At 67.6% G+C, this 24353-nt stretch carries 20 protein-coding genes, 1 tRNA gene and 1 pseudogene; 6 read left to right on the top strand and 16 right to left on the bottom strand.

Annotated elements, in window-relative coordinates; translation table 11 throughout:
- Positions 1-44 precede the first annotated feature (44 nt).
- Entirely contained in the window at positions 45-3362 is a 3318-nt protein-coding gene (locus tag EPN51_RS00675; protein WP_293034943.1) for a LuxR C-terminal-related transcriptional regulator, read from the top strand.
- Here EPN51_RS00675 and EPN51_RS00670 read toward each other — a convergent pair.
- The 4 genes from EPN51_RS00670 to EPN51_RS00655 all read right to left on the bottom strand — a co-directional run bounded on the left by EPN51_RS00670 (position 3348) and on the right by EPN51_RS00655 (position 9057).
- Entirely contained in the window at positions 3348-4427 is a 1080-nt protein-coding gene (locus EPN51_RS00670; RefSeq protein ID WP_293034941.1) for a phosphotransferase, read from the bottom strand. The genes EPN51_RS00675 and EPN51_RS00670 overlap by 15 nt on opposite strands.
- A gap of 87 nt (positions 4428-4514) precedes the next feature.
- Entirely contained in the window at positions 4515-6260 is a 1746-nt protein-coding gene (locus EPN51_RS00665; RefSeq protein ID WP_293034939.1) for an ABC transporter ATP-binding protein, read from the bottom strand.
- Positions 6257-8872 (bottom strand): ABC transporter ATP-binding protein/permease, encoded by a 2616-nt coding sequence (locus tag EPN51_RS00660; protein ID WP_293034937.1) that lies wholly within the window; start codon positions 8870-8872, stop codon positions 6257-6259. The genes EPN51_RS00665 and EPN51_RS00660 overlap by 4 nt, the downstream gene beginning before the upstream one ends.
- Positions 8872-9057 (bottom strand): hypothetical protein, encoded by a 186-nt coding sequence (locus tag EPN51_RS00655; protein ID WP_293034935.1) that lies wholly within the window; start codon positions 9055-9057, stop codon positions 8872-8874. Before EPN51_RS00655 ends, EPN51_RS00660 begins: the two co-directional genes overlap by 1 nt.
- Before the next feature lie 95 nt (positions 9058-9152).
- Between EPN51_RS00655 and EPN51_RS00650 the strand changes: the two genes are divergently transcribed.
- Positions 9153-9578: a DCC1-like thiol-disulfide oxidoreductase family protein gene (locus tag EPN51_RS00650; RefSeq protein ID WP_293034933.1), complete on the top strand. Its 426-nt coding sequence runs from the start codon at positions 9153-9155 to the stop codon at positions 9576-9578.
- A 10-nt stretch (positions 9579-9588) separates the two neighbouring features.
- On the opposite strand, the pseudogene EPN51_RS28935 reads toward EPN51_RS00650, so the two are convergent.
- Positions 9589-9945: pseudogene (locus EPN51_RS28935) on the bottom strand (hypothetical protein).
- Between the two features lie 63 nt (positions 9946-10008).
- Positions 10009-10092: transfer RNA gene (locus EPN51_RS00645), tRNA-Leu, on the bottom strand.
- Positions 10093-10192: 100 nt separating this feature from the next.
- Between EPN51_RS00645 and EPN51_RS00640 the strand changes: the two genes are divergently transcribed.
- Together EPN51_RS00640 and EPN51_RS00635 are read left to right on the top strand one after the other, a co-directional pair.
- Positions 10193-10573, top strand: a complete 381-nt coding sequence (locus EPN51_RS00640) for a hypothetical protein (RefSeq protein WP_293034931.1) — start codon at positions 10193-10195, stop codon at positions 10571-10573.
- A complete protein-coding gene (locus EPN51_RS00635) occupies positions 10570-10920 on the top strand; it encodes a DUF3817 domain-containing protein (protein ID WP_293034929.1) in 351 nt (116 codons plus the stop codon). Before EPN51_RS00640 ends, EPN51_RS00635 begins: the two co-directional genes overlap by 4 nt.
- A 169-nt stretch (positions 10921-11089) precedes the next feature.
- Here the strand turns inward: EPN51_RS00635 and rdgB are convergent, their stop codons facing one another.
- The 9 genes from rdgB to clpS form a co-directional block, all read right to left on the bottom strand.
- Positions 11090-11698, bottom strand: coding sequence for an RdgB/HAM1 family non-canonical purine NTP pyrophosphatase (gene rdgB / locus EPN51_RS00630; RefSeq protein WP_293034927.1), 609 nt, complete (start codon positions 11696-11698; stop codon positions 11090-11092).
- Between the two features lie 248 nt (positions 11699-11946).
- Positions 11947-12549: a DUF4395 domain-containing protein gene (locus EPN51_RS00625; RefSeq protein WP_293034925.1), complete on the bottom strand. Its 603-nt coding sequence runs from the start codon at positions 12547-12549 to the stop codon at positions 11947-11949.
- Positions 12550-12724: 175 nt separating this feature from the next.
- Positions 12725-13504 (bottom strand): ribonuclease PH, encoded by a 780-nt coding sequence (gene rph, locus EPN51_RS00620; protein WP_293034923.1) that lies wholly within the window; start codon positions 13502-13504, stop codon positions 12725-12727.
- Between the two features lie 24 nt (positions 13505-13528).
- The gene (locus EPN51_RS00615) at positions 13529-14311 is read right to left on the bottom strand and encodes a cyclic nucleotide-degrading phosphodiesterase (RefSeq protein WP_293034921.1); all 783 of its coding nucleotides are present in this window, start codon (positions 14309-14311) and stop codon (positions 13529-13531) included.
- A gap of 72 nt (positions 14312-14383) precedes the next feature.
- Positions 14384-15199 carry a glutamate racemase gene (murI, locus tag EPN51_RS00610; protein WP_293034919.1) on the bottom strand — a complete coding sequence of 272 codons (816 nt, stop codon included), beginning with the start codon at positions 15197-15199 and terminating at the stop codon, positions 14384-14386.
- Positions 15196-15867 (bottom strand): rhomboid family intramembrane serine protease, encoded by a 672-nt coding sequence (locus EPN51_RS00605; RefSeq protein WP_293034917.1) that lies wholly within the window; start codon positions 15865-15867, stop codon positions 15196-15198. The genes murI and EPN51_RS00605 overlap by 4 nt, the downstream gene beginning before the upstream one ends.
- A gap of 63 nt (positions 15868-15930) precedes the next feature.
- Positions 15931-16980 (bottom strand): P1 family peptidase, encoded by a 1050-nt coding sequence (locus EPN51_RS00600; RefSeq protein ID WP_293034915.1) that lies wholly within the window; start codon positions 16978-16980, stop codon positions 15931-15933.
- Between the two features lie 16 nt (positions 16981-16996).
- A complete protein-coding gene (locus EPN51_RS00595) occupies positions 16997-17578 on the bottom strand; it encodes a DUF2017 domain-containing protein (RefSeq protein ID WP_293034913.1) in 582 nt (193 codons plus the stop codon).
- A 24-nt stretch (positions 17579-17602) separates the two neighbouring features.
- Positions 17603-17908, bottom strand: a complete 306-nt coding sequence (gene clpS, locus EPN51_RS00590) for an ATP-dependent Clp protease adapter ClpS (RefSeq protein WP_293034911.1) — start codon at positions 17906-17908, stop codon at positions 17603-17605.
- A gap of 66 nt (positions 17909-17974) precedes the next feature.
- On the opposite strand from clpS, the gene EPN51_RS00585 reads away from it, so the two are divergent.
- Both EPN51_RS00585 and EPN51_RS00580 read left to right on the top strand, forming a co-directional pair.
- Positions 17975-19282, top strand: coding sequence for a nicotinate phosphoribosyltransferase (locus EPN51_RS00585; RefSeq protein WP_293034909.1), 1308 nt, complete (start codon positions 17975-17977; stop codon positions 19280-19282).
- Positions 19283-19290: 8 nt separating this feature from the next.
- Positions 19291-21315 (top strand): ATP-dependent DNA helicase, encoded by a 2025-nt coding sequence (locus tag EPN51_RS00580; RefSeq protein ID WP_293034907.1) that lies wholly within the window; start codon positions 19291-19293, stop codon positions 21313-21315.
- A gap of 10 nt (positions 21316-21325) precedes the next feature.
- Here EPN51_RS00580 and glgP read toward each other — a convergent pair whose 3' ends face one another.
- On the bottom strand, positions 21326-23983 hold the full coding sequence (gene glgP, locus EPN51_RS00575; RefSeq protein WP_293034905.1) for an alpha-glucan family phosphorylase: 2658 nt from the start codon (positions 23981-23983) through the stop codon (positions 21326-21328).
- Positions 23984-24353: the final 370 nt, after the last annotated feature.

Below are 24353 nucleotides of genomic sequence, written 5' to 3'. Positions count from 1 at the left end.
TACGCCGATGTATTGCGGCATGCGCAAAGCTCATGCTGGCTAACATGAGCGAGATCGATCCTCGGGCGGAAATCCCTCCCTTGGACTGGAGCGACGTGGCCATGAACGAGCCTCTGCCGACCGGCACTGTGACGTTGCTGCTGGCCGACGTCCAAGGCTCGACACGATTATGGGACTCCCAGCCGTCGGAGATGACCGCTGCAATCGCCAACCTGGATCGAACGCTGGCCGAGTTGGTCGGGGTGCATCGCGGCGTCCGCCCGGTCGAGCAAGGTGAGGGTGACAGCTTCGTCATCGCATTCGCTCGAGCATCTGATGCGGTGGGGTGCGCGCTCGCATTGCAACGCGCGCCCCTGGCTCCGTTGCGGTTACGGATCGGCGTGCACACCGGCGAGGTGCAGCTGCGCGACGAATACAACTACGTCGGGCCGGCCATCAACCGGACTGCGCGGCTTCGCGAACTCGCGCATGGAGGCCAGACGGTGTTGTCGGGCACCAGCAGCGACCTGGTTGCCGACGTGCTCCCTGACGACGCCTGGTTGGCCGACCTGGGCACTCATGCGCTGCGGGATCTGCCCCGAGCCGAACGGGTTGTGCAGCTATGTCATTCCGATCTCTGCAACGAATTTCCCCCCCTTCGAAAGCACGAAGCCGTTGCTGCCCAACATCTTCCAGTCGAGCTAACCAGTTTTGTGGGGCGAGACGCCGAGATGAGCGAAGTCCGCAACATGCTTGCGCGGAACAGATTGGTGACCTTGACCGGCGCGGGCGGCGCCGGCAAGACCCGACTGGCGGTGCAGATAGCGGCCCTCGTCGCCGGCGATTATGCCGACGGAACCTGGTATGTGGACTTGGCACCGCTCACCGACCCCGACCTGGTGCCCATCGTGGCTGCACGCGCGCTGGGGCTGCCGGACCAACCCGGGCGTTCTTCGGAGAAAAGCCTGCTGCAATTCATCGGCGGCGGGCACATGCTGGTGGTGCTCGACAACTGCGAGCATCTGCTGGATGCCAGCGCGGGACTGGCCAGTGCGTTGCTGCGGGACTGCCCACGATTGACCGTGCTCGCGACGAGCCGCGAGCCGATCGGCATCAGCGGCGAGGTGACGTGGCGGGTGCCGTCGTTGTCGCTGGCCGACGACGCCGTCCGGTTATTCAGCGATCGCGCCGCCCAGGTGCGTCCCGGGTTCACCATCAATGACGACAATGCGGTTGCGGTGAACGAGATTTGCCGCCGCCTCGATGGCATGCCCTTGGCGATCGAGTTGGCGGCGGCGCGGGTCCGCGCGTTGTCGCCCAACGAGGTCCTTGCCGGCCTGCAAGATCGGTTCCGGTTGCTGACCGGCGGATCGCGGACGGCGGTACGTCGCCAGCAGACATTGCGTGCCTCGGTGGATTGGTCGCATGCGCTGTTGACCGACCCGGAACGGATATTGTTCCGCAGGCTCGGGGTTTTTATGGGTGGGTTCGACCTCGAAGCCTGCCGAGAAGTAGTCTGCGACAACGACTTGGCGTCGCACCAGGTGTTGGATGTGCTCGCGTTGCTCATTGACAAGTCGCTGGTGATTGCCGAATCCACTGACGGGGCAACGCGATATCGGTTGCTCGAAACGATCCGCCAGTATACGCAGGAAAAGCTCAGCGAATCCCCGGAAGCCATCGCTGTTCGAGGCCGACACCGCGACTATTTCAGCGCCATGGCAGCGACACTCGACGCTCCCGGTGACACCAGTCTGGAACTCCTGCTTGACCAAGCTGAAGCCAACATTGACAATCTACGAGCCGCATTCGCATGGAGCCGCGAGAATTTCGACACCGACAGCGCACTACTCCTCGCCACGTCGCTGCAGCCACTCTGGCTGACACGAGGGGGGCTCAAGGAGGGTTCGGACTGGCTCGACGCGGGTCTGGCCGACGCTGAGGTCAATGGCACAGATGTGACACCTCGGGCGATGGCACGGGCGTTGGCCGACAAGGCATTCCTGGATAATATGCGTGACGCGGAAAGCTTTGCGCGAGCACAGCGTTCGCTGGCCATCGCGCGTGAGCTGGACGATCCGGCGCTGCTGGCGCGCACTCTCACCGCTTGCGGCCGCCTCGCCGCCTGGGACGCCGAACTGGCCCGGCCATACTTGTCCGAGGGAGCCGACTTGACCCGAGCCATTGGCGATCGGTGGAGGCTAAGCCAGCTCCTCTACAGTCAGGCGCTCACCTCCATAGTCGGCGCGGGAGACCTCGACGGAGCACTGACGGCCGCCATGGAGGGCCGCAAACTCGCCGAAGAGATCGGCGACCGGGGTTATTCGCGCGGTTGCCGGTGGTGTCTCACCGGAGTGCAGTGGGTCCGAGGCGATATCGCCGGGGCCGAAGCGCGGCATCGCGAATTGGTAATCGAAGCGGACGCGGCGCACGCCCTGATCTGGCAGGTCAATGCCCGGGCGGCCCTGGGCCACGTGCTGGCCCACAGCGGTCAGGCGGACGCGGGACGGGCGATCGCGCTCGAGGCGCTCGACGACGCCGCGGGAATCGGCCAGTACCAGGAAGGTGTCGTCTACGCGGCGGTGGCTTTCGCGGCGCTGGCCGGTGGCGACGTGGGCGCGGCCACCGATGCCAGCGATGCCGCTCGCGAGCGGTTCGCCGGCTTTCCGCTTGCGAGCACCATCAACAAGCCCTCGGCCCAGGCCGCGCTGGCCCGTGGCGATCTGACGTCCGCGCGTCGCTTCGCCGACGAGGACGTTGCGGCCGCGGCGGGTTGGTTCACGGTGCAGGCGCTGCTCAATCGGGCGCGCGTGGCCTTGGCGGAAAACGAGCCCGGGCAGGCCGAACGCGATCTCCACGACGCGCTGACCCGCGCCGCGGAGACGCAAGCCCACTTGTTCGTTCCCGATCTGCTCGAGTGTCTGGCCGCGCTGGCCCACGTTGGTGGGAGCCACCTGGAAGCGGCGCGCCTTTTCGGCGCGGCCCACGCGGTCCGTCAGCGCACCGGCGTGGTGCGCTTCCGGGTGTACGACGCCGAATACGCCGCATCGGTGGACGCGACCCGTGAAGCGCTGTCGGAAAACGAATTCGACGCCGGCTGGGCGGCCGGTACGGCCCTGTCCACACAAGAGGCGATCGCGTACGCGCGCCGCGGACGGGGAGAACGCAAACGCCCGCTCAGCGGCTGGGACTCACTGACCCCCATGGAGCACGATGTCGTCCGCCTCGTTGGCAAGGGGTTGGGCAACAAGGATATCGGCGACCGGCTGTTCATTTCCCCGCGGACCGTGCAGACGCATCTCACCCACGTCTACGCCAAACTCGGGCTCACCTCGCGCGTGCAATTGGCGCAGGAAGTGGCCCGCCGCTCAGTGCCCGATTAGCTCCAGCGTCCCCAGCTCCCGGATCGCCTGGCAGCCGCGGCTGAGCATGGCCAGGACCATGTCGTCGCCGCGCTCGGTCGCGGCGGCGAACGCGAACCCCAGCGCCGAGATCAGCGGTGCCTGCAGCACCCCGAGGCGGTAATCACGCCAACATGTTTCGCGGTCGTAGTCGCTGACCCCGCCGGCCGTCAGCGCGCGATGGTAGTCGGTGACCAGCTCTTCCTCGATGCCGGCGCGCAGCCGCGCATTGAGGCTGGTTGCTGTGAAGTAGGCGAGATCCCGGGTCGGCAGACCCACGCCGAGCGTCTGCCAGTCGACCACGCTGACCCTGGTTCGGTCCGGATCGAACAACAGGTTGTCCAGACGGTAGTCGCCGTGCAGCAACGCGAATCGGTCGTACTCGGACAGCAACCACGGTGTGATCAAACCCATTGCCGCACTGAAGGTATCGCGGTCTTCGGCGCTCATGCGATCGCCCAGCTTGTCCAGCGTGATGTCGGCGCTCATCTTCGCCACCTCGCCCATGCCGCCCGCACCGGCCTCATCCGGCCGGCCGAACGCGATGCCCGGGAAATCAAGCCAGACGGGGTCACACCAGCTGGGCGCGTGCAGGCCGGCCAGCGCGTCAACCGCAAGGCGCGCTTCGGCTTCACCGCAGCCGATGAGCTGATCGCCCTGCACCGCAGGCGCCTGATCGGCGAGCAGCAGGGCAAAATCCATTGCGTCCTCGGTGATCTCGGAATAGAAGCATTGCGGCGTCGGCACCCGCACCCGATCCACCACCGAGGAATAGAACGCGCATTCGCTGCGGTAGCCGATGACCACCCGGTCGCGCACCGTGTCGTCCTGGGCCGGCAGCTTGATCACAAACGTCTGCGGCAGGTCACCGGGATCCGTCGCGTAGCGGGCGGTCACCCGGTAGGTGGCCCCGGTCTGTCCGGTGCCGATCGCGACCACGTCCACGTCGGCGACCTCGACGGCCGCGCCGCGCCCACTGAGCGCGGCCGACAACCACGCCGGGGTCACGTCGCCGGGGTAGCGCGGTATCGACAGCACAACACTCATAAGCAGCACGCCTCCTGTACGCAGACAGCTCCGTCCGACTGACCAACTGTAAGGCATACCGCAAGAGTTGCGGTCAGCCGTGGCAATCTACTCGGCCAGAATGCGCCATTCGGCTGCCTCGTGCTGCTGCCGCCAGAATTCGTCGAAACGACCGCCCGCAGCGAGCAATTCGTCGACCGTACCGTCCTCGACCACCCGCCCGTTGTCGAGAAACAGGACTCGGTCGGCGTGGCTGATGCTGGCCAAACGGTGCGCAACGATCACCTGGGTGCGCGATTGCGGGTCGGCGGTGAGCGCGTCGACCACGGCGGCTTCGTTCTCGGTGTCCAGCGCGCTGGTCGCCTCGTCTACCAGCAGTATCGGTGCGGGTTTGAGCAACGCGCGGGCGATGCTGACGCGCTGCCGTTCACCGCCGGAGAGGGCCGAGCCGGCTTCACCGACGACGCTGCCGGCGCCGTCGGGCAGCCTTGCGACGAGCTCGTCGACGCGCGCGAGCGTCACCGCCCGCCTGAACCGGTCATCGGCGGCGCCGGGGTCTCCGGCGAACACGTTGTCGCGGATCGACCCGTGGAACAGATAGGGATGCTGGAACACGACGCTGCTTGCCGCGCGCCGCGCTTCGGCGTCCAGGGTCGCCGCGTCGACGCCGTCGATCAGCACCCGGCCGCGGGTGGGCTCGTGCAGCCCGGCGATCAGCGCCAGGATGGTGCTCTTGCCCGACCCGGACGGTCCGACGATCGCCGTCGTGCCTCCCGCCTCCAAGGAGAAGCTCACCCCGTCGAGCACCAGGTCGGTGGTACCACCGACAGCTGGGTACCCGAACACGACGTCGTCGAATTCGATACGCGGCGCCGCGGCGCCCGACAGTGTCGCGGCGCCGGCGTTCATCAGCGGTGCGGTGAGCACGGCACGAATGTTGTCGAGCGTGGCGCGGGTGCTTTCGAGCGCCGGCGCCAACTCGCTGATGGTGGTGAACGGCTCGAGGTAGCGCACGATGACGACGATCAATGCGATGGCCTCGGCCACCGTGAGCGTTCCGTTCACCGTCAGCGCGGTGGTCGCGCCGGCCAGCAGGATCAGGGCCAGCTGGCTGGCGAGGCTGAACAGCAGCTGGCCCGGGACCTGCATGGAGAGCAGGCGCATGGTCGCGCCGTGCTGTGCGGCCAGCGCGTCGCCGACCATGCTTCTGGCCGGCTCGACGCGCCGCGCGGCGCGCAACGCCTGCTGGGTTCGGGCGAATTCGATGATCCGTTCGGTGAGCGCGCTGTTGGCCTCGGCCGCGGTGGAATCGGCGCGACGCGCCAGGCGTGCCGACGCCCACAGCGCGCCCAACATCAGCGGCAGGCCGCCCAGGGCGGCGAGGCCCAGCTGCCAGGAGACCGGCAACAGGACCACCGCGATGGCGGCGGGCAGCAGCACGGCCGAGATCAGCGGTGTGAGCAGGTTGACGACGAGGCCGACGAGTTCCGGGCCGGTCGCCGCGATCGCCTGGCGCGCCGTCGCGGTGTGCTCGGCGGTGAACCAATCCAGCCGCACGCCGGGCAGGCGGTCCGCCACGTCATGCTGGCTGTGGTCCAGCACGGCGAAACCCAGGTTGAAGCCGATGCGCGCTGTCGCGGTGTCGATCACCCAGCCCACCACGGTTGCGGCGGTCAGCCAGCCCAGCCAGACCATCGCGCGCTGCGGGACGTCACCGAACAACGCCCCCACCAGGGGGACCAGCAGGACGGTGGCCACCGCCCGCACGACGACGGAGATCAACGCCAGCACCGTGTAGGCGATGACCCGGTTGCGGCGATCCACCGGGACCAGGCTCAACCACGTGCGAATCATCGGGCACCCTCCCCGGCCGCGCCGGCGGTCACCTGGTCGCGGCGGCCGCTCTCCCATAGCCGTCGGTACCGGCCGTCGGCGGCCAGCAACTCGTCGTGGGTGCCGCGTTCGACGATGCGGCCGTGGTCGAGCACGACGATCTGGTCCGCCCGGGTGATGGTGTGCAATCGATGGGCGATCACCAGCACGGTGCGGTCCTGCGTCAAACGGTTGAGTGCTTGCTGCACAAGATATTCCGATTCCGGGTCGGCGAACGCGGTGGCTTCGTCGAGGATGAGAACTCCGGTGTCGGCCAGGATCGCGCGGGCGATGGTGAGGCGTTGGCGCTCCCCGCCGGACAGGCCGCTACCGGCGCCCAGCATGGTGTCGTAGCCGTCCGGCAGCCGCATGATGCGGTCGTGGATCTGCGCCTCGCGCGCCGCCTGTTCGATTTGTGCCGCGGTGGCATCGGGCACGGCCAACGCGATGTTTTCGGCCACGGTGCCGTGCACCAACTGCGTTTCCTGCAGCACGAATCCGACCTGGGCGTAGAGCTGGTCGGCGGTCATCGACCGAATATCCTGTCCCCCAACGTGTATCGAACCCTGGTCGACGTCGTTGAACCGGGCCAGCAGGGCGGCCAGCGTCGACTTGCCTGATCCAGACGGTCCGACCAGCGCGGTGACGGTGCCGGGCCGCAAGGTCAACGACACGTCGTGGATCACCGGGACGCCCGGGCGGTAACCGAAACCGACGTTGTCGAACACCACCGCCTTCGACGATTCCCCGTTGGGTTCACCTTGGTCGCGCACGGCGAGTTCGGGTTCGTCGAGCGTGTTCTGCAGTCGCCGGGCAGCCAACATGCCGACGCGGATGCCGCCCAGGCCGTAGGCGATTCCGAGCAGTCGCGCGCCGAAGGTGGTGCCTAGCAACAAGAATGGCAGCAGGTTCACCGGATCCATCCGGCCCCCGACGATCAGCAGGGTGCCGGTGGCCGCGATGAGCCACAGGAAGGTCGAGGGGCGGGTGACCAGATCCATGAACGTCTTTTTGCCGGCCAGCGGGCGTTGCCAGGCGACCAGGAAGCCGACGTATTCGTCCAGGCGGCGCCGGAAACTCGACGCGGCGGCACCGCCGAAGACGCGGATCACCGGCTGGCCTTCCAGGTAGGCGCCGGCCTCGCCGCTCATCGTCTCCGCCCAGCGCTGCGACTGCGGGATGCGCGGGCCCGACTGAATCGTGAGGGACGACGTCAGCACCAGGTAGACCAGGACGGGCGCGAACAACACCAGCGCCACCCGCCAGTCGACTACGAAGAGGTAGACCAGCACCGCAACGGGCGCGACGGCCGCGGCGACCGCATCCGGGATGGCGTGAGTGACCAGGTAGTGCAGGGACAGCGTGTCGTCCTGTAGCAGCTGTTTGATCGAGCCTGACCCGCGGGCGGTGAACCAGCCCAGCGGTAGCCGAGACAGCTTGCGCAACAATCCCGAACGCAGATCGCGGGCGAATCGTGCATCGACAACATGGAGCCAGAGGGTGAGGGCGGCACCGAGTAAGGCCCCCAAACCCAGCAGCGACACCGCGGCGATGCCGATGTTCCACAGCCGGGATGCGGGCGCCCCTGATACCAGGAGCCGGGCCAGCTCGACCAGCAGCACGAACGGCGCCAGTTGCACCAGCGTGATCACCGCCTGCAATACGCCCGACAAGATCAGCGCCGACCGCAGCGGCGCGAGCAATCGCCCGGCGGCCTGGGCACGCCAGTTTCCGCGAGACACCGGGGTGGGCGTCGTGTCGGGAACCTGCTGAGCCGACTCCAGCTGCGCCGCAACCTCTTCCGGAGCGACGGTGGGCGTGGCATTTTCAGAGCCCTCGGGTTCATCACCGCGGCGGGTGCCCATCGCACGCCCGGCACTCCAGTAGGCCTGGGCGTGTACCTCGGATTTGGGAAAGCCGAATTCGTCGCGCAGCCTGGTCCGCACCTGCTTGAGTGTCGTGGCCTCTGGCGTCGCCCACGCGTACCAGTCGGACCAATCTCGGCTTTCGATCGCCGCGGCAAGGGATTTCTCGTCGTGGCGTGCGACCCAATGCAGTCGCAGCCGGGGGTGCTGCGCGATCGGGATCAATGTGTCGTTGTCGTCGTGCTTTTCGAGGTACATCTCGATCGGGACGTCGTCGGGGACGACGCCGATGATCCCGTTCATTCCCGGGATGGACGCCGAGTCACCGATGAGCAGATATCCGGCCGGCTGCTCGTCGGGCACGTCGAACCGGGACGAACCCATCAGCGCCATGACGGCGATGGTGGCGCCGGGCTTTACGGTGCGCGCCCAGAGCGACGCCGGTCCGGCGGGATCGTGCAGCACGATGTCGACCGCGAAGCGCCCGGCCGCAACGTCCGCCTCCGAAATCGTGTAGGCGCGCTGGAACTCCGTTTTCGATCCGTCCGGGTCCGGGAACCAGAACCGCAGCCATGCGGCCGGTTCGGCATCCACGTCTTCGAACAGCGTCGGCGACGTCATACGCACGCGCACGAAGTGCGGCGCGATCCGGACGGTTTCGATCACCGTCGCGGTGTGGTCACGCGCGCCGAAGCTGCGCAACATCACACCCTGGATTCCGCGTGCCATTAGCGGTCCTCTCTCGCGGCGCTCCGCGCGCCGGCGGCCTCGCCGATCCGACGCCCCGGCGGGATCACCGCCACCCCGCCACGGATCGGCGCGGCCAGCGGGGGCCGCACGAAGTGTGAATTCGACACCTGCGGCAGCCTTCGCGCGGGCGGCACCCTGCCACGGGTCACCGGCCGGCTGGTCACGGCTTGGTACGTTACCCCACAAACTAAGGGTTGCCTTACCAAAGGTCAACCTCGGTGCCTGTCAATCCCCGGCGGCCGTCAGTAACCTGGGAAACATGAGCGGTGACTCAGCGGCGCCGGTGCTCCTGTACGACGGTGTCTGCGGTGTGTGCAACCGGTCGGTGCGCACGATACTTCGCCTCGACCCCGCCGGTCCGCTGCGCTTCGCAGCCCTGGAGAGCGTCTTCGCCAAGGCGATCGTCAAGCGGCACCCGGAGATCGGAGACGTCGACTCGGTGGTGTTCGTCGATGACCCCGGCCGGCCCTCGGAGCGCGTGGCCGTCCGGTCCGAGGCCGCGTTGCGCGTGGTGGACTATCTGGGCGGACCGTGGAGGGTGCTCAAGGTCGCCCGTCTCGTGCCGACGCCCGTGCGCGACTGGCTCTACGATCGGTTCGCCGCGATCCGGTATCGGGTCTTCGGCAGGTACGACAGTTGTCCATTGCCCGCACCGGAGGTCCGCGCCCGCTTCGTGGCGGACTGAGCCACACCGGTCAGCGGCCGGCGCCGGCGGCCAGGTCCGCTTCGGATTCCTCCCGCTTGAGCTCGGCCAGCTTGTGGTCCTCGGCCGCCGCTTGGCGGTGCTCGCTCGCAGACCCTGCGGTGCACATCCGGGTGGGGCACGCCTTGTGCGACGCAGCAGTCTTGCACCTTGGCGATCCGCTCGTGCTGGACCGCCGATTCCTCGAGGCTGTGCGCCGCGGACAATCCCGCGCACGCGGCGCGTTCCCGGGCCGCGGCGACTCGGCGTTCCGCGAGCTCGACATCTTCTGCGCTAAACGCTTTTCACCTCGTGGTGACGGCTTGTTTGCGGTGGGCATAGCGCCTCCCCTGTGTCCTGTGGGTTCCATGTACCCGGCATCGAGGGTTTGACGCTTACACCGCGCAAGATTTCCGTCTCCGGTGTTGAACAGTGCGGGCGGAGGGACTCGAACCCTCAAGCTCTTTCGAGCAATGGCACCTAAAACCATCGCGTCTGCCAATTTCGCCACGCCCGCGGCGTGCCGATGATACCGCCGGGATCCCTCGGACCAGGTCGAGCCATCGCCCGGCTCGACGAATTCGCCGGGCCCAAATCCCGAGCGGTACGGTCGAGGGGTGTCCACTACACACCGTCGCAGATCCGCGTTGATCGCCCTGGTGATCGTCGCGGCGTGCGGCTGCCTGGCCCTGGGCTGGTGGCAGTGGACCAGGTTCCAATCCGTCTCCGGCTCATTTCAGAATCTCGGCTACGCACTGCAATGGCCGCTGTTCGCGTGGTTCTGCGTGTACGCGTACCGCAAATTCGTTCGCTACGAAGAGGAACCACCACAGCCGCGCAGCGCCGGGGCCGTGACGGAGATACCCGCCGGGCTGCTGCCCGAGCGACCCAAGCCCACACCGCAGACACCCGACGATCCGGCACTGCGGGAGTACAACGACTACCTGGCCGAACTCGCCGCGCAAGATGCCGAAAAACAAAAGAGGACAACCGCATGACCACACCGGAGACGCCCCGAGGACCAGTGCCCGCAGCGCCGGTCGACAAGATCCGCACCGCCTTGCTCGGCTACCGGATCATGGCCTGGACGACGGGCCTGTGGCTCATCGCGTTGTGCTACGAGATCGTCTCGCACCTGGTCTTCGACCACGAGATCCGGTGGATCGAAGTGGTTCACGGCTGGGTCTATTTCATCTACGTCTTGACCGCGTTCAATCTGGCGGTCAAGGTCCGCTGGCCGATCGGCAAGACGGTCGGCGTGCTGCTGTCCGGCACCATCCCACTGCTCGGCATCATCGTCGAGCACTTCCAAACCAGGGACGTCAAAGCCCAATTCGGTTTGTGAGTCACATCGGCCACAAGCGTGGCTCCCGGGGGCGGCACCCGGAATGCCCGCCTCATAGCGACAACGCGAGCGGACGACTCGTTGTCGCTATGAGGCGGGCACTTCGCCAGTCACCCTGCGCAGCGTCTGGTGTGACGGGTATTGCCAACGCGCCGCGGAGTACCGCGGTTCAGCCGTCGGAGGCCAGCGTCTGAAGCGCCGGCAACAGCAGCCGCAGCGCCCGACCGCGATGCGAGTCCGCGTCCTTCTCCACCGGGCTCAGCTCCGCCGCCGTGCGATCGTGCCCGTTGGGCACGAACACCGGGTCATAGCCGAAGCCGCCATCGCCGCGCGGTTGGCGGGCAATCCTGCCGGGCCACTCGCCGCGGACGACGACCTCACCGGAGGCCGACACCAGCGCGCAGGCGGACACGAACGCCGCGCCGCGCCGCTCGTCGGGCACGTCGCGCATCTGCGCCAGCAGCAACGCGGTATTCGCGCCGTCGTCGCCGTGGTTGCCCGACCAACGCGCCGACAGCACCCCGGGCATGCCGCCCAGCGCGGCCACCTCCAGCCCGGAATCGTCTGCGACACTGGGTAACCCGCTCGCACTGAACGCGTCCCGCGCCTTGGCCAACGCGTTCTCCTCGAAGATCGCACCCGTCTCCGGCGCCTCCTCGAACGGGGCCACATCGTCGAGCGACACCAACGTCAATCCCGTCAGGCCGCCGGCATCGAGCACCCGGCGCAACTCGGCCAGCTTCTTCGGGTTGCGGCTGGCGACCAGTAGGCGGGTCATCGCTTACTCCGAAACATGCCGTCACCTCCGCGAGAGCTACCTACGCACGCGCCAAACAAATTAGCCCGAATCGCCGCGCGACCTTCGCCCGCGGCTCAGCCCGGCGACGTGACTCTTGCGCCGTCGAGGACATTCCGAGTCATAAGGTTTTACAACGCCGCCGAACGCGGCGCAATGTGTTACCCCGTCATACGATCACTGGGCGCGGCCGTCGTCTGCGGCTCGCGGCCGCGAGCCGGCTCCGGGACCTACGCGCGACTTTCCAAGTTTATTGCCGGACTGTCTTGATTTATTGCCGGCCGACGGGAATCTATTTCCCTCACATAAGGGATTTCGCAGTCTTGACAACCCCAAATCAATTTGTGCATATAACAACCCACACAAAATCCCAACGTGGCCTCCGACCACGTCAGCACAAAGCAGACCGCAACAACAGCGGCCAGCGCTACCGGCGACGCTTCTAACAGGCGCATGGCAAGACACGTCGCCGCTAAACCGGCACCGAGCAACCATGCGAACCGTTTTGGTCGCGTTGGTTTCCACACCGGACGAACGCCCATCGTCAACGCCGTGCCGAGAATTCCAGTCGGGCTGAATGGAGTTAATCCGGTAGCCGCGGCAGCCAACATATCAAAAAGCACGAAGGGACCGACGATGATCACCGGATCGGTTTCCGGACGCATAAGCAATAATGCGATCGTGATTGCCGAGATAATATTCAGCAAGCCTGCCCTTGCACGGGTCGCCACTTCGTTGATGCGCGGTTCCGCATGTGCGTGCGTCGTCTGCCCCATCGCCCACCACGGCGTATTCAGGAAAGCGTGTTCAAGGGGGCCGGGTCGACTAACCATGAATTGATCCTAGAAATGCGGTGAAATATGCTTTGGCAAACCTTAGTTGCCGTGAATTAGTTTACCATAACGGTATTGTGCGCGACTCTGGCCGACCACTTTGCGTCGACGACAATGGCAACGCTGCCGCCCGCGGACTCGAACTGCTCAATTCAGGTGGCGACCGATAGGCGGGTCAGCTGCCGAACGCCTTCGGCACCGGAGCCCCCTCCGGGAGCACACCGGGGTATGGCTGCTGCAGCGCCTCGCGCTGGGCGGCGAACAACTTGTCGCAGGCGGCCAGCGCAACGTCGAGCAGTTTGTCCAGTGTCGAACGCGGGAAGGTCGCCCCTTCACCGGTCCCCTGAACCTCGACGAGGGTGCCGGTGTCGGTGGCGACGACGTTCATGTCCACCTCGGCGCGGGCGTCTTCCTCGTAGGGCAGGTCCACCCGGACCCTGCCGTCGACCACGCCGACGCTGACCGCCGCGATGGCGCACGACAACGGCCGGGGATCCGACAGCTTCCCCAACGCCCCGAGGTAGGTCACCGCGTCGGCCAACGCCACGAACGCACCCGTGATGGCCGCGGTGCGGGTGCCCCCGTCGGCCTGCAGCACGTCACAGTCGACGGCGATTGTGTTCTCCCCCAAGGCCGCCAGGTCGATGCAGGCCCGCAGCGACCGCCCGATCAGCCGGCTGATCTCCTGGGTGCGTCCCGACAGCCGGCCCTTCACCGATTCGCGATCCGAGCGCGTGTGGGTCGCCGACGGCAACATCGCGTACTCCGCGGTCAGCCACCCCAGACCCGACCCCTTGCGCCAACGCGGCACGCCCTCGGTCACGCTGGCGGTGCACATGACCTTGGTGTGGCCGAATTCGATCAGTACCGAACCGGCGGGGTGATCAGTGAAACCGCGGGTGATGACCACGGGCCGAAGTTCGTCGTCAAGGCGGCCGTCTTCTCGTCTCGTCACGACGCCAACCCTAACGTGGTGTCCTCAGACCCTTTCGGAGCGGCGGATATCGAACGTCTCACCGCACACCACCGCATGCACGGGGCCATCGAACTCCGCCTTCGCCTCGCTGATCACATCCTCACGCGAGGTCCACGGTGGGATATGGGTGAGCAGCAGTTCGCGAACACCGGCCTCGGCCGCGGCGCGGCCGGCCTCGGTGCCCGACAGATGCAGCGCGGGCGGACGGTCCGCCGAGTGCGTCCAGGAAGCCTCGCAGAGAAAAACATCGGCATCACGAGCCAACTCGACGAGCTGATCGCAGGCGCCGGTGTCACCGCTATAGACGAACGATGCGCCCGAGGGATCGGTGATCCGCAAGCCGTAGGACTCGGTCGGATGAGCCACCACTCGCGGCACCACCGTCACCGCCCCGATCGTCACCGGCTCGCCGTCGACCCAATGGCGAACGTCGAAGATGTCCGAACAATCGTCGATCTCACCGCCGTAGGGTGACGACGCCGCGCCCAACCGCGACCAGGTATCGCCGGGCCCGTACAGCAACGCCTTACCGAGCGGGCGCGTCGGGTGGTAGCGCCGCCATACGAACAGTCCGGGCAAATCCAAACAATGGTCGGCGTGCAAATGCGACAAAAGCACATGCACGGAACCGGGATCGGCATAGCGTTGCAGCGCGCCGAGAACGCCCCCGCCGAAGTCGATGACCAGTGGCGGAGTGTCCGGTGCCCGAAGCAGATAACCCGACGCAGGCGAATCCGGACCCACCACGCTGCCGGAGCAGCCGAGCACGGTTATTCGCACGGACACTACTGTGCCATGCCCGATCGGACCATGACGAAAACATCGTCGCATTCGTGCCACCAGAATCCCGCCCGGTCGTCAATCAACGCGCACCTGCTCAACGGGCTGGACTCCGGACACGGCGGGACCGAGGAATCGCGCGGCCAATTTGGTGAATGCGTCGGGGTCGCCGGTGGCTTCAAAGACCCGAGTCGCGGGCGACGCATCATGGGGGCGAAGCAAGTCCCGTTCGGTCAGCACCCGAAGCACTTCCTTGGCGGTTTCCTCGGCGCTGGAAACCAACGTCACGTTGTCACCCATCGCCAATTGGATGAGCCCCGACAACAGCGGGTAGTGCGTGCATCCGAGCACCAGCGTGTCGACCTGCGCCCGCTGTAGCGGCTCCAAGTAGCCCTCGGCCAATCCGAGCACCTGACGCCCGCTGGTCACGCCGCGCTCGACGAAGTCGACGAACCGCGGGCAGGCCACCGCGGTGATCTCGGTGTCGCGGGCGCCGGCGAACGCGTCCTGATAGGCGTGCGAGTTGATGGTCGCCTGCGTGCCGATGACGCCGATGCGTCCGTTGCGCGTGGTGGCGACCGCGCGGCGCACCGCGGGCAGGATCACCTCGACGACGGGCACGTCGTAGCGTTCGCGAGCATCCCGCAGACAGGCCGCGGACGCCGTGTTGCAGGCGATGACCAACGCTTTGACGCCGCGGCCGACAAGGTCGTCCCCAATGGCCAACGCGTGCGCACGGACTTCGGGGATGGTCAACGGGCCGTAGGGTCCGTGGCCGGTGTCGCCGACGTAGATGATGTCCTCGTCGGGCAACTGGTCGATGATCGCCCGCGCGACGGTGAGTCCCCCGACACCGGAGTCGAAGACCCCCACCGGCGCAAGTGGTGAGCTCATGTCTTGGGCCGCGGCGACACGGCGCCGGCCGTCCTTCCCGCCCGTGCCTTGCGTTCCGGCGCAGACAACAGATAGGCGGCCACGACGCCGGCGACCGCCCCGCACAGGTGGCCCTGCCAGGACACGCCGCCGCACAGGCCGAGCACCGGCATGGCGCCGAGCAGGACGCCGCCGTAGACGAACATGACGAGCAGCCCGATGATGATGTTGGACATCCGGCGGACGAATATCCCGAACACCAGCAAGAAGGCCAGCCAGCCGAAAATCAGCCCGGAAGCCCCGATGTGGTCGGTGGGGCCGCAGCTGCTGCCGACGTCGCCGATGAGCCAGGTGCCGAAGCCGCCCAGGATCCACACGATCGCGGTCGCCCAGACGAACCGGGACAGCCCGGCCAGCGTCATGAGGAAGCCCAGGACGAGCAGCGGCACGGTGTTGGCCATCAGGTGCTGCCAGCTCTCATGCAATACCGGTGCGAAGACGATGCCCCACAGGCCGTCGGTCTCCAGTGGCCTGATGCCGTTGGCGTCCAGCGAATGCCGGGTCATCTGGTCGATCAGCTCGACGAGGTAGAGCAACGCGACGAAGGTGAGGATCGTGGCAGCGCCCACCATCGCCGTGGACCGCTTTTTCGTCTGGGCGGCGGGTGCTCTCGGAGCGGTCTTACCCATGGCTGCCCTTCCAGCGTGTTTCCAGCACCGTCAAGGCTACCGGCGCGGCGTTCGGCCGGTTCCTCATCGGCCCAACGCGCCGGGCAGCACGTCGCGGAAGCTCGGTATTCCAGCGATCGATTCGGCGGCCAGCACGCCGCCCAGCACCGCTTGTGCCAAGCAATCGGCCGCGGCGACACCGACCTCGGCGACCAGCCGCGTCTCCGGAGAGAACGCGGCCGGCGCATCGGCGGGGGGCTCGACTTCGACCGCCCCGGTGGCCAGGACGAACACCGTGTCCCCGTCGACCGGCGTGTGCGCCGGGCGGATGCTGCGCGCCAGGCCGTCGTGCGCGGAGATGGCCACCCGCCGGCACGCCGCCGCACTCAGGGCGGCGTCGGTGGCAACCACCGCGATGACGGTGTTGAGGGGGTTGTCCAGCGGGTCCGACGCGGACCGCAACTGAGCGAACGCTTCGACCTGCGCGGGCGGCGGCGGTTGGAGTCCGAACTCCCGGATCGAGTCCGCCATCCACGGCAAACCGGTGGCCCGGTCGACGACCTCGCCCGCGGAGTTCACCACGGCCACCGCTGCGACGGTCACACCGTTCGGCAGCACCCGCGAGGCGGTCCCGACCCCGCCCTTGAGCGCTCCCGCCCGGGCCCCCACCCCGGCGCCGACGGTCCCGACACCCATCGCTGCGCCCCCTGTGCCCTCGTCAGCGGCCGCGCAGGCCAGGTAGCCGAACTCGGCCGTCGGGCGGCACTGCCAGCCACCGACCGGCAGATCGAAGATCACCGCTCCCGGCACGATGGGCACCACGCCCTCGCCCATCGCCACGCCACGTTCGTGTTCCTCCAGCCAGCGCATGACACCGTCGGCGGCGGCGAGGCCGTAGGCACTGCCCCCGGCGAGCAGCACCGCGTCCACGAACCGCACGGTGTTGGCCGGGTCCAGCAGGTCAGTCTCCCGGGTGCCGGGCGCGCCGCCGCGGCAATCGACGGCGCCGACGGTCCCCGGTGGGGGGAGCACCACGGTGACGCCGCACGCCCAGCCGGCTCCCAAGCAGGCGTCAGGATCCAACCGCTGATAGTGGCCGACGCGGATGCCACCGACGTCGGTGATCGCGTTCATCCGGCGCCCGTCACGGTCAACGGGACCCCATCAGCACCAGCACCAGGTACTCCTGCAGGACCGTCAGCCACTGATACACGTCGAAGTGCACGGCCAGTGGATGATCGGCCGGCAGCCGCTCCGGGCCCTCCGGTCCGACCTCGAGCATGACTCCCAACGTCAGCCGGATGTCGTTGACCGCCGCGATCCAACAGTTTGCGTCTTCCTCGCTCAGTTCGAACCGGCCACCATCCTCGGGGACCGTGCTCAGTAACCGCTGTGCGGCAACGCGTTTGGCGTCGACGATGCCCGGCTCATGCAGGCTGCGCAGCGCGGCGTTCAGGCTGTCCGCGGCATCGGGGGGCGTGGCGTCCTTGCCGTCGTCTCGGTAAAAGTCGGGCAGCAGCCGGCGCAGCGTGGGATCTTTCGGCGGTTCGGCGTTGCCGGTCTTCATGCCGGTGATTTCCTCGAGTTCGTCTGCCGGCGAGGAAGATTCACGCTCATCGAGCAAGCCGATCATCGCGGTGGCCAGATTTTTGAGCAGGGCTGCCTCATGGGACGCCAGGGCGGACCGAAAACGGGGACCGTCCGCGGTCTCGACGCGCTTCCATTTGCGCACAGGAAATCGCCAGCGCCTCGAGTTTCAGCGGTCCTGCTGCAGCGTCGCCCACAAACCCGCGGCGTGCAGCTTGGACACATCGACTTCCATGGACTCCCGGCTGCCGGCGGACACCACGGCCTTTCCTTCGTTGTGCACCTGCAGCATCAGTTTGGTGGCGTGCGGCTCGCTGTAGCCGAACAACTTCTGCAACACGTATGTCACGTAGGTCATCAGGTTGACCGGGTCATCCCAGACGATCGTGACCCAGGGACTCGCCGTGACCTCTACCGGCGCGGACTCGCGTTGTCCTGTAGTGCCCGGCTTGGTGGGCGCTGACATAACAACCATGGCGTACACGATACCGAGGGATGCACGACGTTACCGAGCCCAGATGGCAGCCGATACCGTTATGGAATGAACGACCCGGTCGTCACTGGGCTGCTGACCGACAAGTACGAGTTGACGATGTTAGCGGCAGCGTTGCGGGACGGCAGCGCCAATCGCCGGACCACCTTCGAACTCTTTGCCCGCCGCCTTCCCGAAGGGCGTCGTTACGGCGTGGTCGCCGGAACCGGCCGGCTGCTCGAGGCGCTGCCGCAGTTCACCTTCGACGACGAGGCCTGCCAGTCGCTGGGGCAATTCCTCGACCCAGATACGTTGCGGTACTTGCGTGATTTTCGGTTCGGCGGTGACATCGACGGCTACGCCGAAGGCGAGCTGTATTTCCCCGGATCCCCGGTGCTGTCGGTGAACGGGACATTCGCCGAATGCGTGGTGCTCGAAACGCTGGCGCTGTCCATCTTCAATCACGACACCGCGGTCGCGTCCGCCGCCGCCCGGATGGTGAGCGCGGCCAGGGGGCGCCCGCTGATCGAGATGGGATCACGGCGAACCCATGAACACGCGGCGATCGCCGCGGCCCGTGCCGCCTACATCGCCGGCTTCGCCGCAACCTCCAACCTGGAGGCCCGGCGCTGCTATGGAATACCGGCCGAGGGCACCTCCGCGCACGCGTTCACCATGCTGCACGCGCGCACCGACACCCCCACGGAATCGACCGAATTGGCGGCCTTTCGGGCACAGGTTGAGGCGCTCGGCGTCGACACCACCCTGCTGGTGGATACCTATGACGTGACGACCGGGGTGGCCAACGCCGTGACCGCCGCCGGCACCGGCCTCGGTGGGGTGCGCATCGACTCCGGTGAGCTGGGGGTGCTGGCCCGCCAGGTGCGTCAGCAGCTCGACGAGCTGGGAGCCACCCGGACTCGCATCGTGGTCTCCGGTGACCTCGACGAGTTCTCCATCGCCGCGCTGGCCGCCGAGCCGGTGGACAGTTACGGCGTCGGCACGTCGCTGGTGACGGGCTCGGGCGCGCCCACGGCGAACATGGTTTACAAGCTCGTCGAAGTGGACGGCCTGGTGGTGCAGAAGCGCAGCAGCCACAAGGAATCCCGCGGCGGGCGTAAGGAGGCGCTGCGCACCTCGCGCAGCTCGGGCATCATCACCGAGGAGATCCTGTATCCGGCCGGCCAGCAGCCCGACGTCGGTGAACCGGCGCGGGTGTTGACCATCCCGCTGGTCCGCGGCGGGGAGTTGGTGTCCAAACCGAACATCGGCGCGGCGCGCGAGCTGGTAGCTTCCGGGCTGCGCAGTCTGCCGTGGGAGGGATTGAATTTGTCGCATGGCGAACCCGCGGTCACGACGATGCAGATCCGGGCCTGACCAAGGGAGTGACCACGTCCGACGTGTCCGTGTCCGTGCCTGAGCTGCTGGCCACCGCCGTGGCCGCGCTCGGCGGCAGTGAACGCGGCGGCCAACAGGAGATGGCCGCCGCGGTGGCGCAGGCCTTCGCGACCGACGAGCACCTGGTCGTACAGGCCGGCACCGGCACCGGCAAGTCGCTCGCCTATTTGGTGCCCGCGATCGTGCACGCTCTGAACGACGACTCCCCCGTTGTCGTGTCGACGGCCACCATCGCGCTGCAGCGCCAGCTGGTCGATCGCGATCTGCCCCGGTTGATCGATTCGCTGGCCGATGCGCTGCCGCGCCGCCCGCGGTTCGCGTTACTCAAAGGGCGACGAAACTATCTGTGCTTGAACAAGATCCACAACGGCGGCGCGGCCGACGGAGACGAAGCCGACGACCGGCCGCAGGAGGAACTCTTCAACCCCATCGCGGTCAGCGCCCTGGGCCGCGATGTGCAACGGCTCACCGAGTGGGCGTCGACCACCGAATCCGGTGACCGCGACGATTTGAAGCCCGGCGTTCCCGACCGATCCTGGTCGCAGGTCAGTGTTTCCGCGCGGGAATGCATCGGGGTCGCTCGCTGCCCGTTCGGCGCCGAATGCTTCTCCGAGCGGGCGCGTGGTCAGGCCGGCCGCGCCGATGTCGTGGTCACCAACCATGCGCTGCTGGCCATCGACGCGGTGGCCGAGTCGGCGGTGCTGCCCGAGCACACGCTGCTGGTCGTCGACGAGGCACACGAGTTGGTGGACCGGGTGACCTCGGTGGCCACCGCGGAGCTGACGTCGGCCGCCCTCGGTGTCGCCTCGCGGCGGATCAGCCGGTTGGCGAGCCCGGAGTTGATCCGGCGCCTCGACGCGACGACGGCCAGCTTCGCCGCGGCCATTCACGACGGCACGCCGGGCCGCATCGATCGTCTCGACGAGGAGTTGGCGACCTACCTGACGTCGCTGCGCGACGTGGCGAGCGCGGCGCGCTCCGCGATCGACAGCACGAAAGACCCCAAGGCGGCGTCGGCACGCGCCGAAGCCGTTGCGGCACTGAGTGAAATCTCGGACACCGCGTCACGCGTGCTGGCCTCGTTCGGCCCGGCCATCCCCGACCGCACCGATGTGGTCTGGCTGGAGCACGAGGAGAACCGGGGCTCACCGCGCCCGGTGTTGCGGGTGGCCCCGCTGTCGGTCGCCGGCCTGCTGCGCCAGCGCGTGTTCGCGCGTTCGACGGTGGTGTTGACGTCGGCGACCCTGACGATCGGCGGGTCATTCGATGCCATGGCCGCGGCGTGGGGCCTGACCGCCGGCACGAACGACGACGGCGACGCACGCTGGCGCGGCCTGGACGTGGGTTCGCCATTCGAGCACGCCAAGGCCGGAATCCTGTACGTGGCCGCGCACCTGCCCCCACCGGGGCGCGACGGCGTTGGCTCGGCCGAACAGCTGGCCGAGATCGCCGAGCTCGTCACCGCCGCCGACGGGCGCACCCTGGGGTTGTTCTCGTCGATGCGGGCGGCCCGCGCGGCCGCCGAGGCCATGCGCGAACGGCTGTCGACGCCGGTGCTGTGCCAGGGCGACGACAGCACGTCGGCGCTGGTCGAGCAGTTCAGCGCCGAGCCGCAGACCTCGCTGTTCGGCACGCTGTCGCTGTGGCAGGGCGTCGACGTGCCCGGGCCGTCGCTGTCGTTGGTGCTGATCGACCGCATCCCGTTCCCCCGCCCGGACGACCCCCTGCTGAGCGCCCGGCAGCGCGCGGTCGCCGCGCGCGGCGGCAACGGCTTCATGGCCGTCGCCGCCAGCCACGCGGCGCTGCTGCTGGCGCAGGGGTCGGGCCGGCTGTTGCGCCGCGTCACCGACCGCGGGGTGGTCGCGGTGCTCGACTCACGCATGGTCACCGCCGGTTACGGCGGCTATCTGCGAGCCTCGCTGCCGCCGTTCTGGCAGACCACCAACGGGACACAGGTGCGCGAGGCGCTGCAGCGGCTGCGTGCCGGCTCGGAACAGGGTCTGTCGGCCTGAGGGGTCTGGCCTAGCGGGCCAGGGTGACCAGACCGAGTTCGTTGCCGGCCGCCAGTAGCGGATGTTGCGGCAGCACACGCACCGTGTATCCGACCGATCCCGCCAGCGGGAGCGGCGTTGTCGTCGAGAACACCTGGTTGCCTCCCTCGGCGGTACCGGTATACGACATCTCGGCGGTGACCGGCTCCAGCAGCGCGTCGCTGGCGTCGACCCGGCCGACCACCGCCTGCACCGTGACCTCGTCGGGCGCCAGCCCGGCCAGCTGCACGGTGGCGGTCAGGGTCAGCTTGGAGCCGAGCACCGGAGTGTCCGGCAGGCCGGTGCTGTCGACGTCGGTGATCACGATCTTCGGCCATGCCTGGTAGGCGCGCCGGCGATAGGCGGCCAGCTCGCGGGCGGCGCCGAACTCGCCGCCGGCTTCGGCGCCGTCGGCGGGCGCGATCGTCTTGCGCAGCGATCGCGCCGCGGGTATGTAGTACTGCTCGACGTAGTCGCACACCATGCGGGAGGCGAGGACCTTCGGACCGAGCGTTTGCACGGTGTGGCGCACCATTTCGATCCACCGTGGCGGCACCCCGTGTTCGTCACGCTCGTAGAACTTCGGTGCGACGGCTCCCTCGAGCAGCGTGTAGAGCCCACTGGACTCCAGGTCGTCGCGACGCCCCTCGTCGGCCACACCGTCGGCAGACGGTATCTCCCAACCGTTTTCGCCGTCGTACCATTCATCCCACCAGCCATCGCGGATGGACAGGTTCAGCCCGCCGTTGAGTGCGCTCTTCATTCCCGAAGTGCCGCAGGCCTCCAACGGCCGCAGCGGGTTGTTCAGCCAGACGTCGCAGCCCCAGTACAGCAGCCGCGCCATGGACATGTCGTAGTCGGGTAAGAACGCGATCCGGTGCCGCACCTCCGGCCGGTCGGCAAAGCGCACCACCTGCTGGATCAACGCTTTGCCTCCGTCGTCGGCCGGGTGCGATTTGCCGGCGACGATCAGCTGGATCGGCTGTTCCGTGTCCAGCAGCAGCTGCTCCAGCCGGTGTGGGTCGCGCAGCATCAGCGTCAACCGCTTATACGTCGGCACCCGCCGAGCGAACCCGATGGTCAGCACTTCGGGATCGAAAGCCGTTGCTATCCAACCCAACTCGGCGTCCGATGCGCCGCGCTCCAGCCATGATCGGCGCAGCCGGCACCGCACGTCGTCGATCAGCAGTGACCTCAGCTGCGAGCGAATCCACCACAGATGGCCCGCATCGACCTCCTTCAGGCGCAGCCACACCCCGGGATCGCTGAACGAATCCGACCCGGCCAGCTCGCGGCCCAGCTGCAGCCATTGCGGCGCCGCCCAGGTGCGCGCGTGAACTCCGTTGGTGATCGACCCGATCGGCACCTCGTTCGTGTCGAATCCGGGCCACAGTTCGTTGAACATGGCCCGACTCACCCGGCCGTGCAGCGACGAGACCCCGTTGGCCCGCTGGGCCAGGCGCAGGCCCATATGAGCCATGTTGAATTTGGCCGGGTCATCCTCGGCTCCGAGCGCCAGGATGCGCGCCGTCGGCACCCCGGGCAGCAACATGGGCGCGCTCGTGGCATCTGCTGTCGCGCCTTTCTGGCCGGATTCCGATTCGTCTTCGGAGCCACGATCGTCGTCGAAGTACAGCCGCACCATGTCGAGGGGGAAACGGTCGATGCCGGCGGGCACCGGCGTGTGGGTGGTGAACACGGTGCTCGAGCGCACGACCGCCAGCGCGGTGTCGAAGTCCAAGCCCGGACCGGTCATCAGCTCGCGAATGCGTTCCGCGCCGAGGAACCCCGCGTGCCCCTCGTTCATATGGAACACCTCGGGCGCGGGCATGCCGTGGATGGCGGTGAAGGCACGGATCGCCCGCACCCCGCCGATGCCGGCCAGGATCTCCTGCCTCATCCGGTGTTCCTGGTCACCCCCGTACAGGCGGTCGGTGACGCCGCGCAGATCATGCTCGTTCTCGGGGACGTCGGAATCGAGCAAGAGCAGCGGAACCCTGCCCACCTGCGCAACCCAGATCCGGGCGCGCAACTGCGCGGAGTCCGGCAGCATCAGCTCGACCAGGGCGGGATCACCGGTGGCATCGGTCAGCAGCCGCAGCGGCAGCCCCTGCGGGTCCAGCGACGGGTAAGTCTCGTGCTGCCAGCCGTCGGCGGTCAATGACTGCCGGAAGTAGCCGGAGCGGTAGTAGAGGCCCACGGCCACCAGCGGCACACCCAGGTCCGATGCGGACTTCAGGTGGTCACCGGCAAGGATTCCCAAGCCACCGGAGTAGTTGGGCAGCACTTCGGCGATGCCGAACTCCATCGAGAAGTAGGCGACGGCGTCCGGCATTTCGGCACCTTGTTCCCGCTGTTGCTGATACCACAGCGGGCGACTCAGGTAATCGTTCAAGTCGGCGGTCAGTTCATCGAGCCGGCGAAGGAATGTCTGGTCGATCGCCAGCTCGTCGAGCCGGGCCGGGTTGACCGCGCCCAGCAACGCCACCGGGTCGCTGCCGCACCGCTGCCATAGGTCCGGGTCGATGGTCGCGAAGAAATCCTGGGTCGGCTTGTCCCACGACCAACGCAGGTTGGTCGACAGCTGGTCCAGCGCGGTCAGACGCTCGGGAAGGTGAGCACGGACGGTAAACCGGCGGAGGGCTTTCACGCGTCCCTACCTTACTGAGGATTCCGGCCCGCGCACTGCGGTGGGAACACCGCTTTTCGTTCGCTTCCCTTGGCGGGGTGTGACCGAAGACTAGGGTGGGTATCGGTTAGTTACTGGGGTCGCAACGGAGCTTCCCCACACAGAAAGTTCCCCACGACAGGAAGTTTCCCGACGAGCGGCATTCCGCACGGAGCACACCGCGGGTTTGGCCGCACACAGTTGGAACACCCCCGGTGACGATCGCGGCCCGCGAGGCGGGCGGCGGAGGAACCGGGCAGATCGAACACCCCCGGTGACGATCGCGGCCCACGAGGCGGGCGGCGGAGGAACCGGGCAGATCGAACACCCCCGGTGACGATCGCGGCCCACG

This window comes from Mycobacterium sp. (assembly GCF_004298145.1).
Taxonomy (GTDB): Bacteria; Actinomycetota; Actinomycetes; order Mycobacteriales; family Mycobacteriaceae; genus Mycobacterium.
Note: the sequence above shows the minus strand (reverse complement) of the source record. Positions and strands in the feature narration are given on the sequence as shown.

Excerpts from the sequence above, each read along its gene's own strand:
- EPN51_RS00675 (WP_293034943.1), top strand. The coding sequence starts at position 45 with ATGAGCGAGATCGATCCTCGGGCGGAAATCCCTCCCTTGGACTGGAGC.
- EPN51_RS00670 (WP_293034941.1), bottom strand. The coding sequence starts at position 4,427 with ATGAGTGTTGTGCTGTCGATACCGCGCTACCCCGGCGACGTGACCCCG.
- EPN51_RS00665 (WP_293034939.1), bottom strand. The coding sequence starts at position 6,260 with ATGATTCGCACGTGGTTGAGCCTGGTCCCGGTGGATCGCCGCAACCGG.
- EPN51_RS00660 (WP_293034937.1), bottom strand. The coding sequence starts at position 8,872 with ATGGCACGCGGAATCCAGGGTGTGATGTTGCGCAGCTTCGGCGCGCGT.
- EPN51_RS00650 (WP_293034933.1), top strand. The coding sequence starts at position 9,153 with ATGAGCGGTGACTCAGCGGCGCCGGTGCTCCTGTACGACGGTGTCTGC.
- EPN51_RS00635 (WP_293034929.1), top strand. The coding sequence starts at position 10,570 with ATGACCACACCGGAGACGCCCCGAGGACCAGTGCCCGCAGCGCCGGTC.
- rdgB (WP_293034927.1), bottom strand. The coding sequence starts at position 11,698 with ATGACCCGCCTACTGGTCGCCAGCCGCAACCCGAAGAAGCTGGCCGAG.
- EPN51_RS00625 (WP_293034925.1), bottom strand. The coding sequence starts at position 12,549 with ATGGTTAGTCGACCCGGCCCCCTTGAACACGCTTTCCTGAATACGCCG.
- murI (WP_293034919.1), bottom strand. The coding sequence starts at position 15,199 with ATGAGCTCACCACTTGCGCCGGTGGGGGTCTTCGACTCCGGTGTCGGG.
- EPN51_RS00605 (WP_293034917.1), bottom strand. The coding sequence starts at position 15,867 with ATGGGTAAGACCGCTCCGAGAGCACCCGCCGCCCAGACGAAAAAGCGG.
- EPN51_RS00600 (WP_293034915.1), bottom strand. The coding sequence starts at position 16,980 with ATGAACGCGATCACCGACGTCGGTGGCATCCGCGTCGGCCACTATCAG.
- clpS (WP_293034911.1), bottom strand. The coding sequence starts at position 17,908 with ATGGTTGTTATGTCAGCGCCCACCAAGCCGGGCACTACAGGACAACGC.
- EPN51_RS00585 (WP_293034909.1), top strand. The coding sequence starts at position 17,975 with ATGAACGACCCGGTCGTCACTGGGCTGCTGACCGACAAGTACGAGTTG.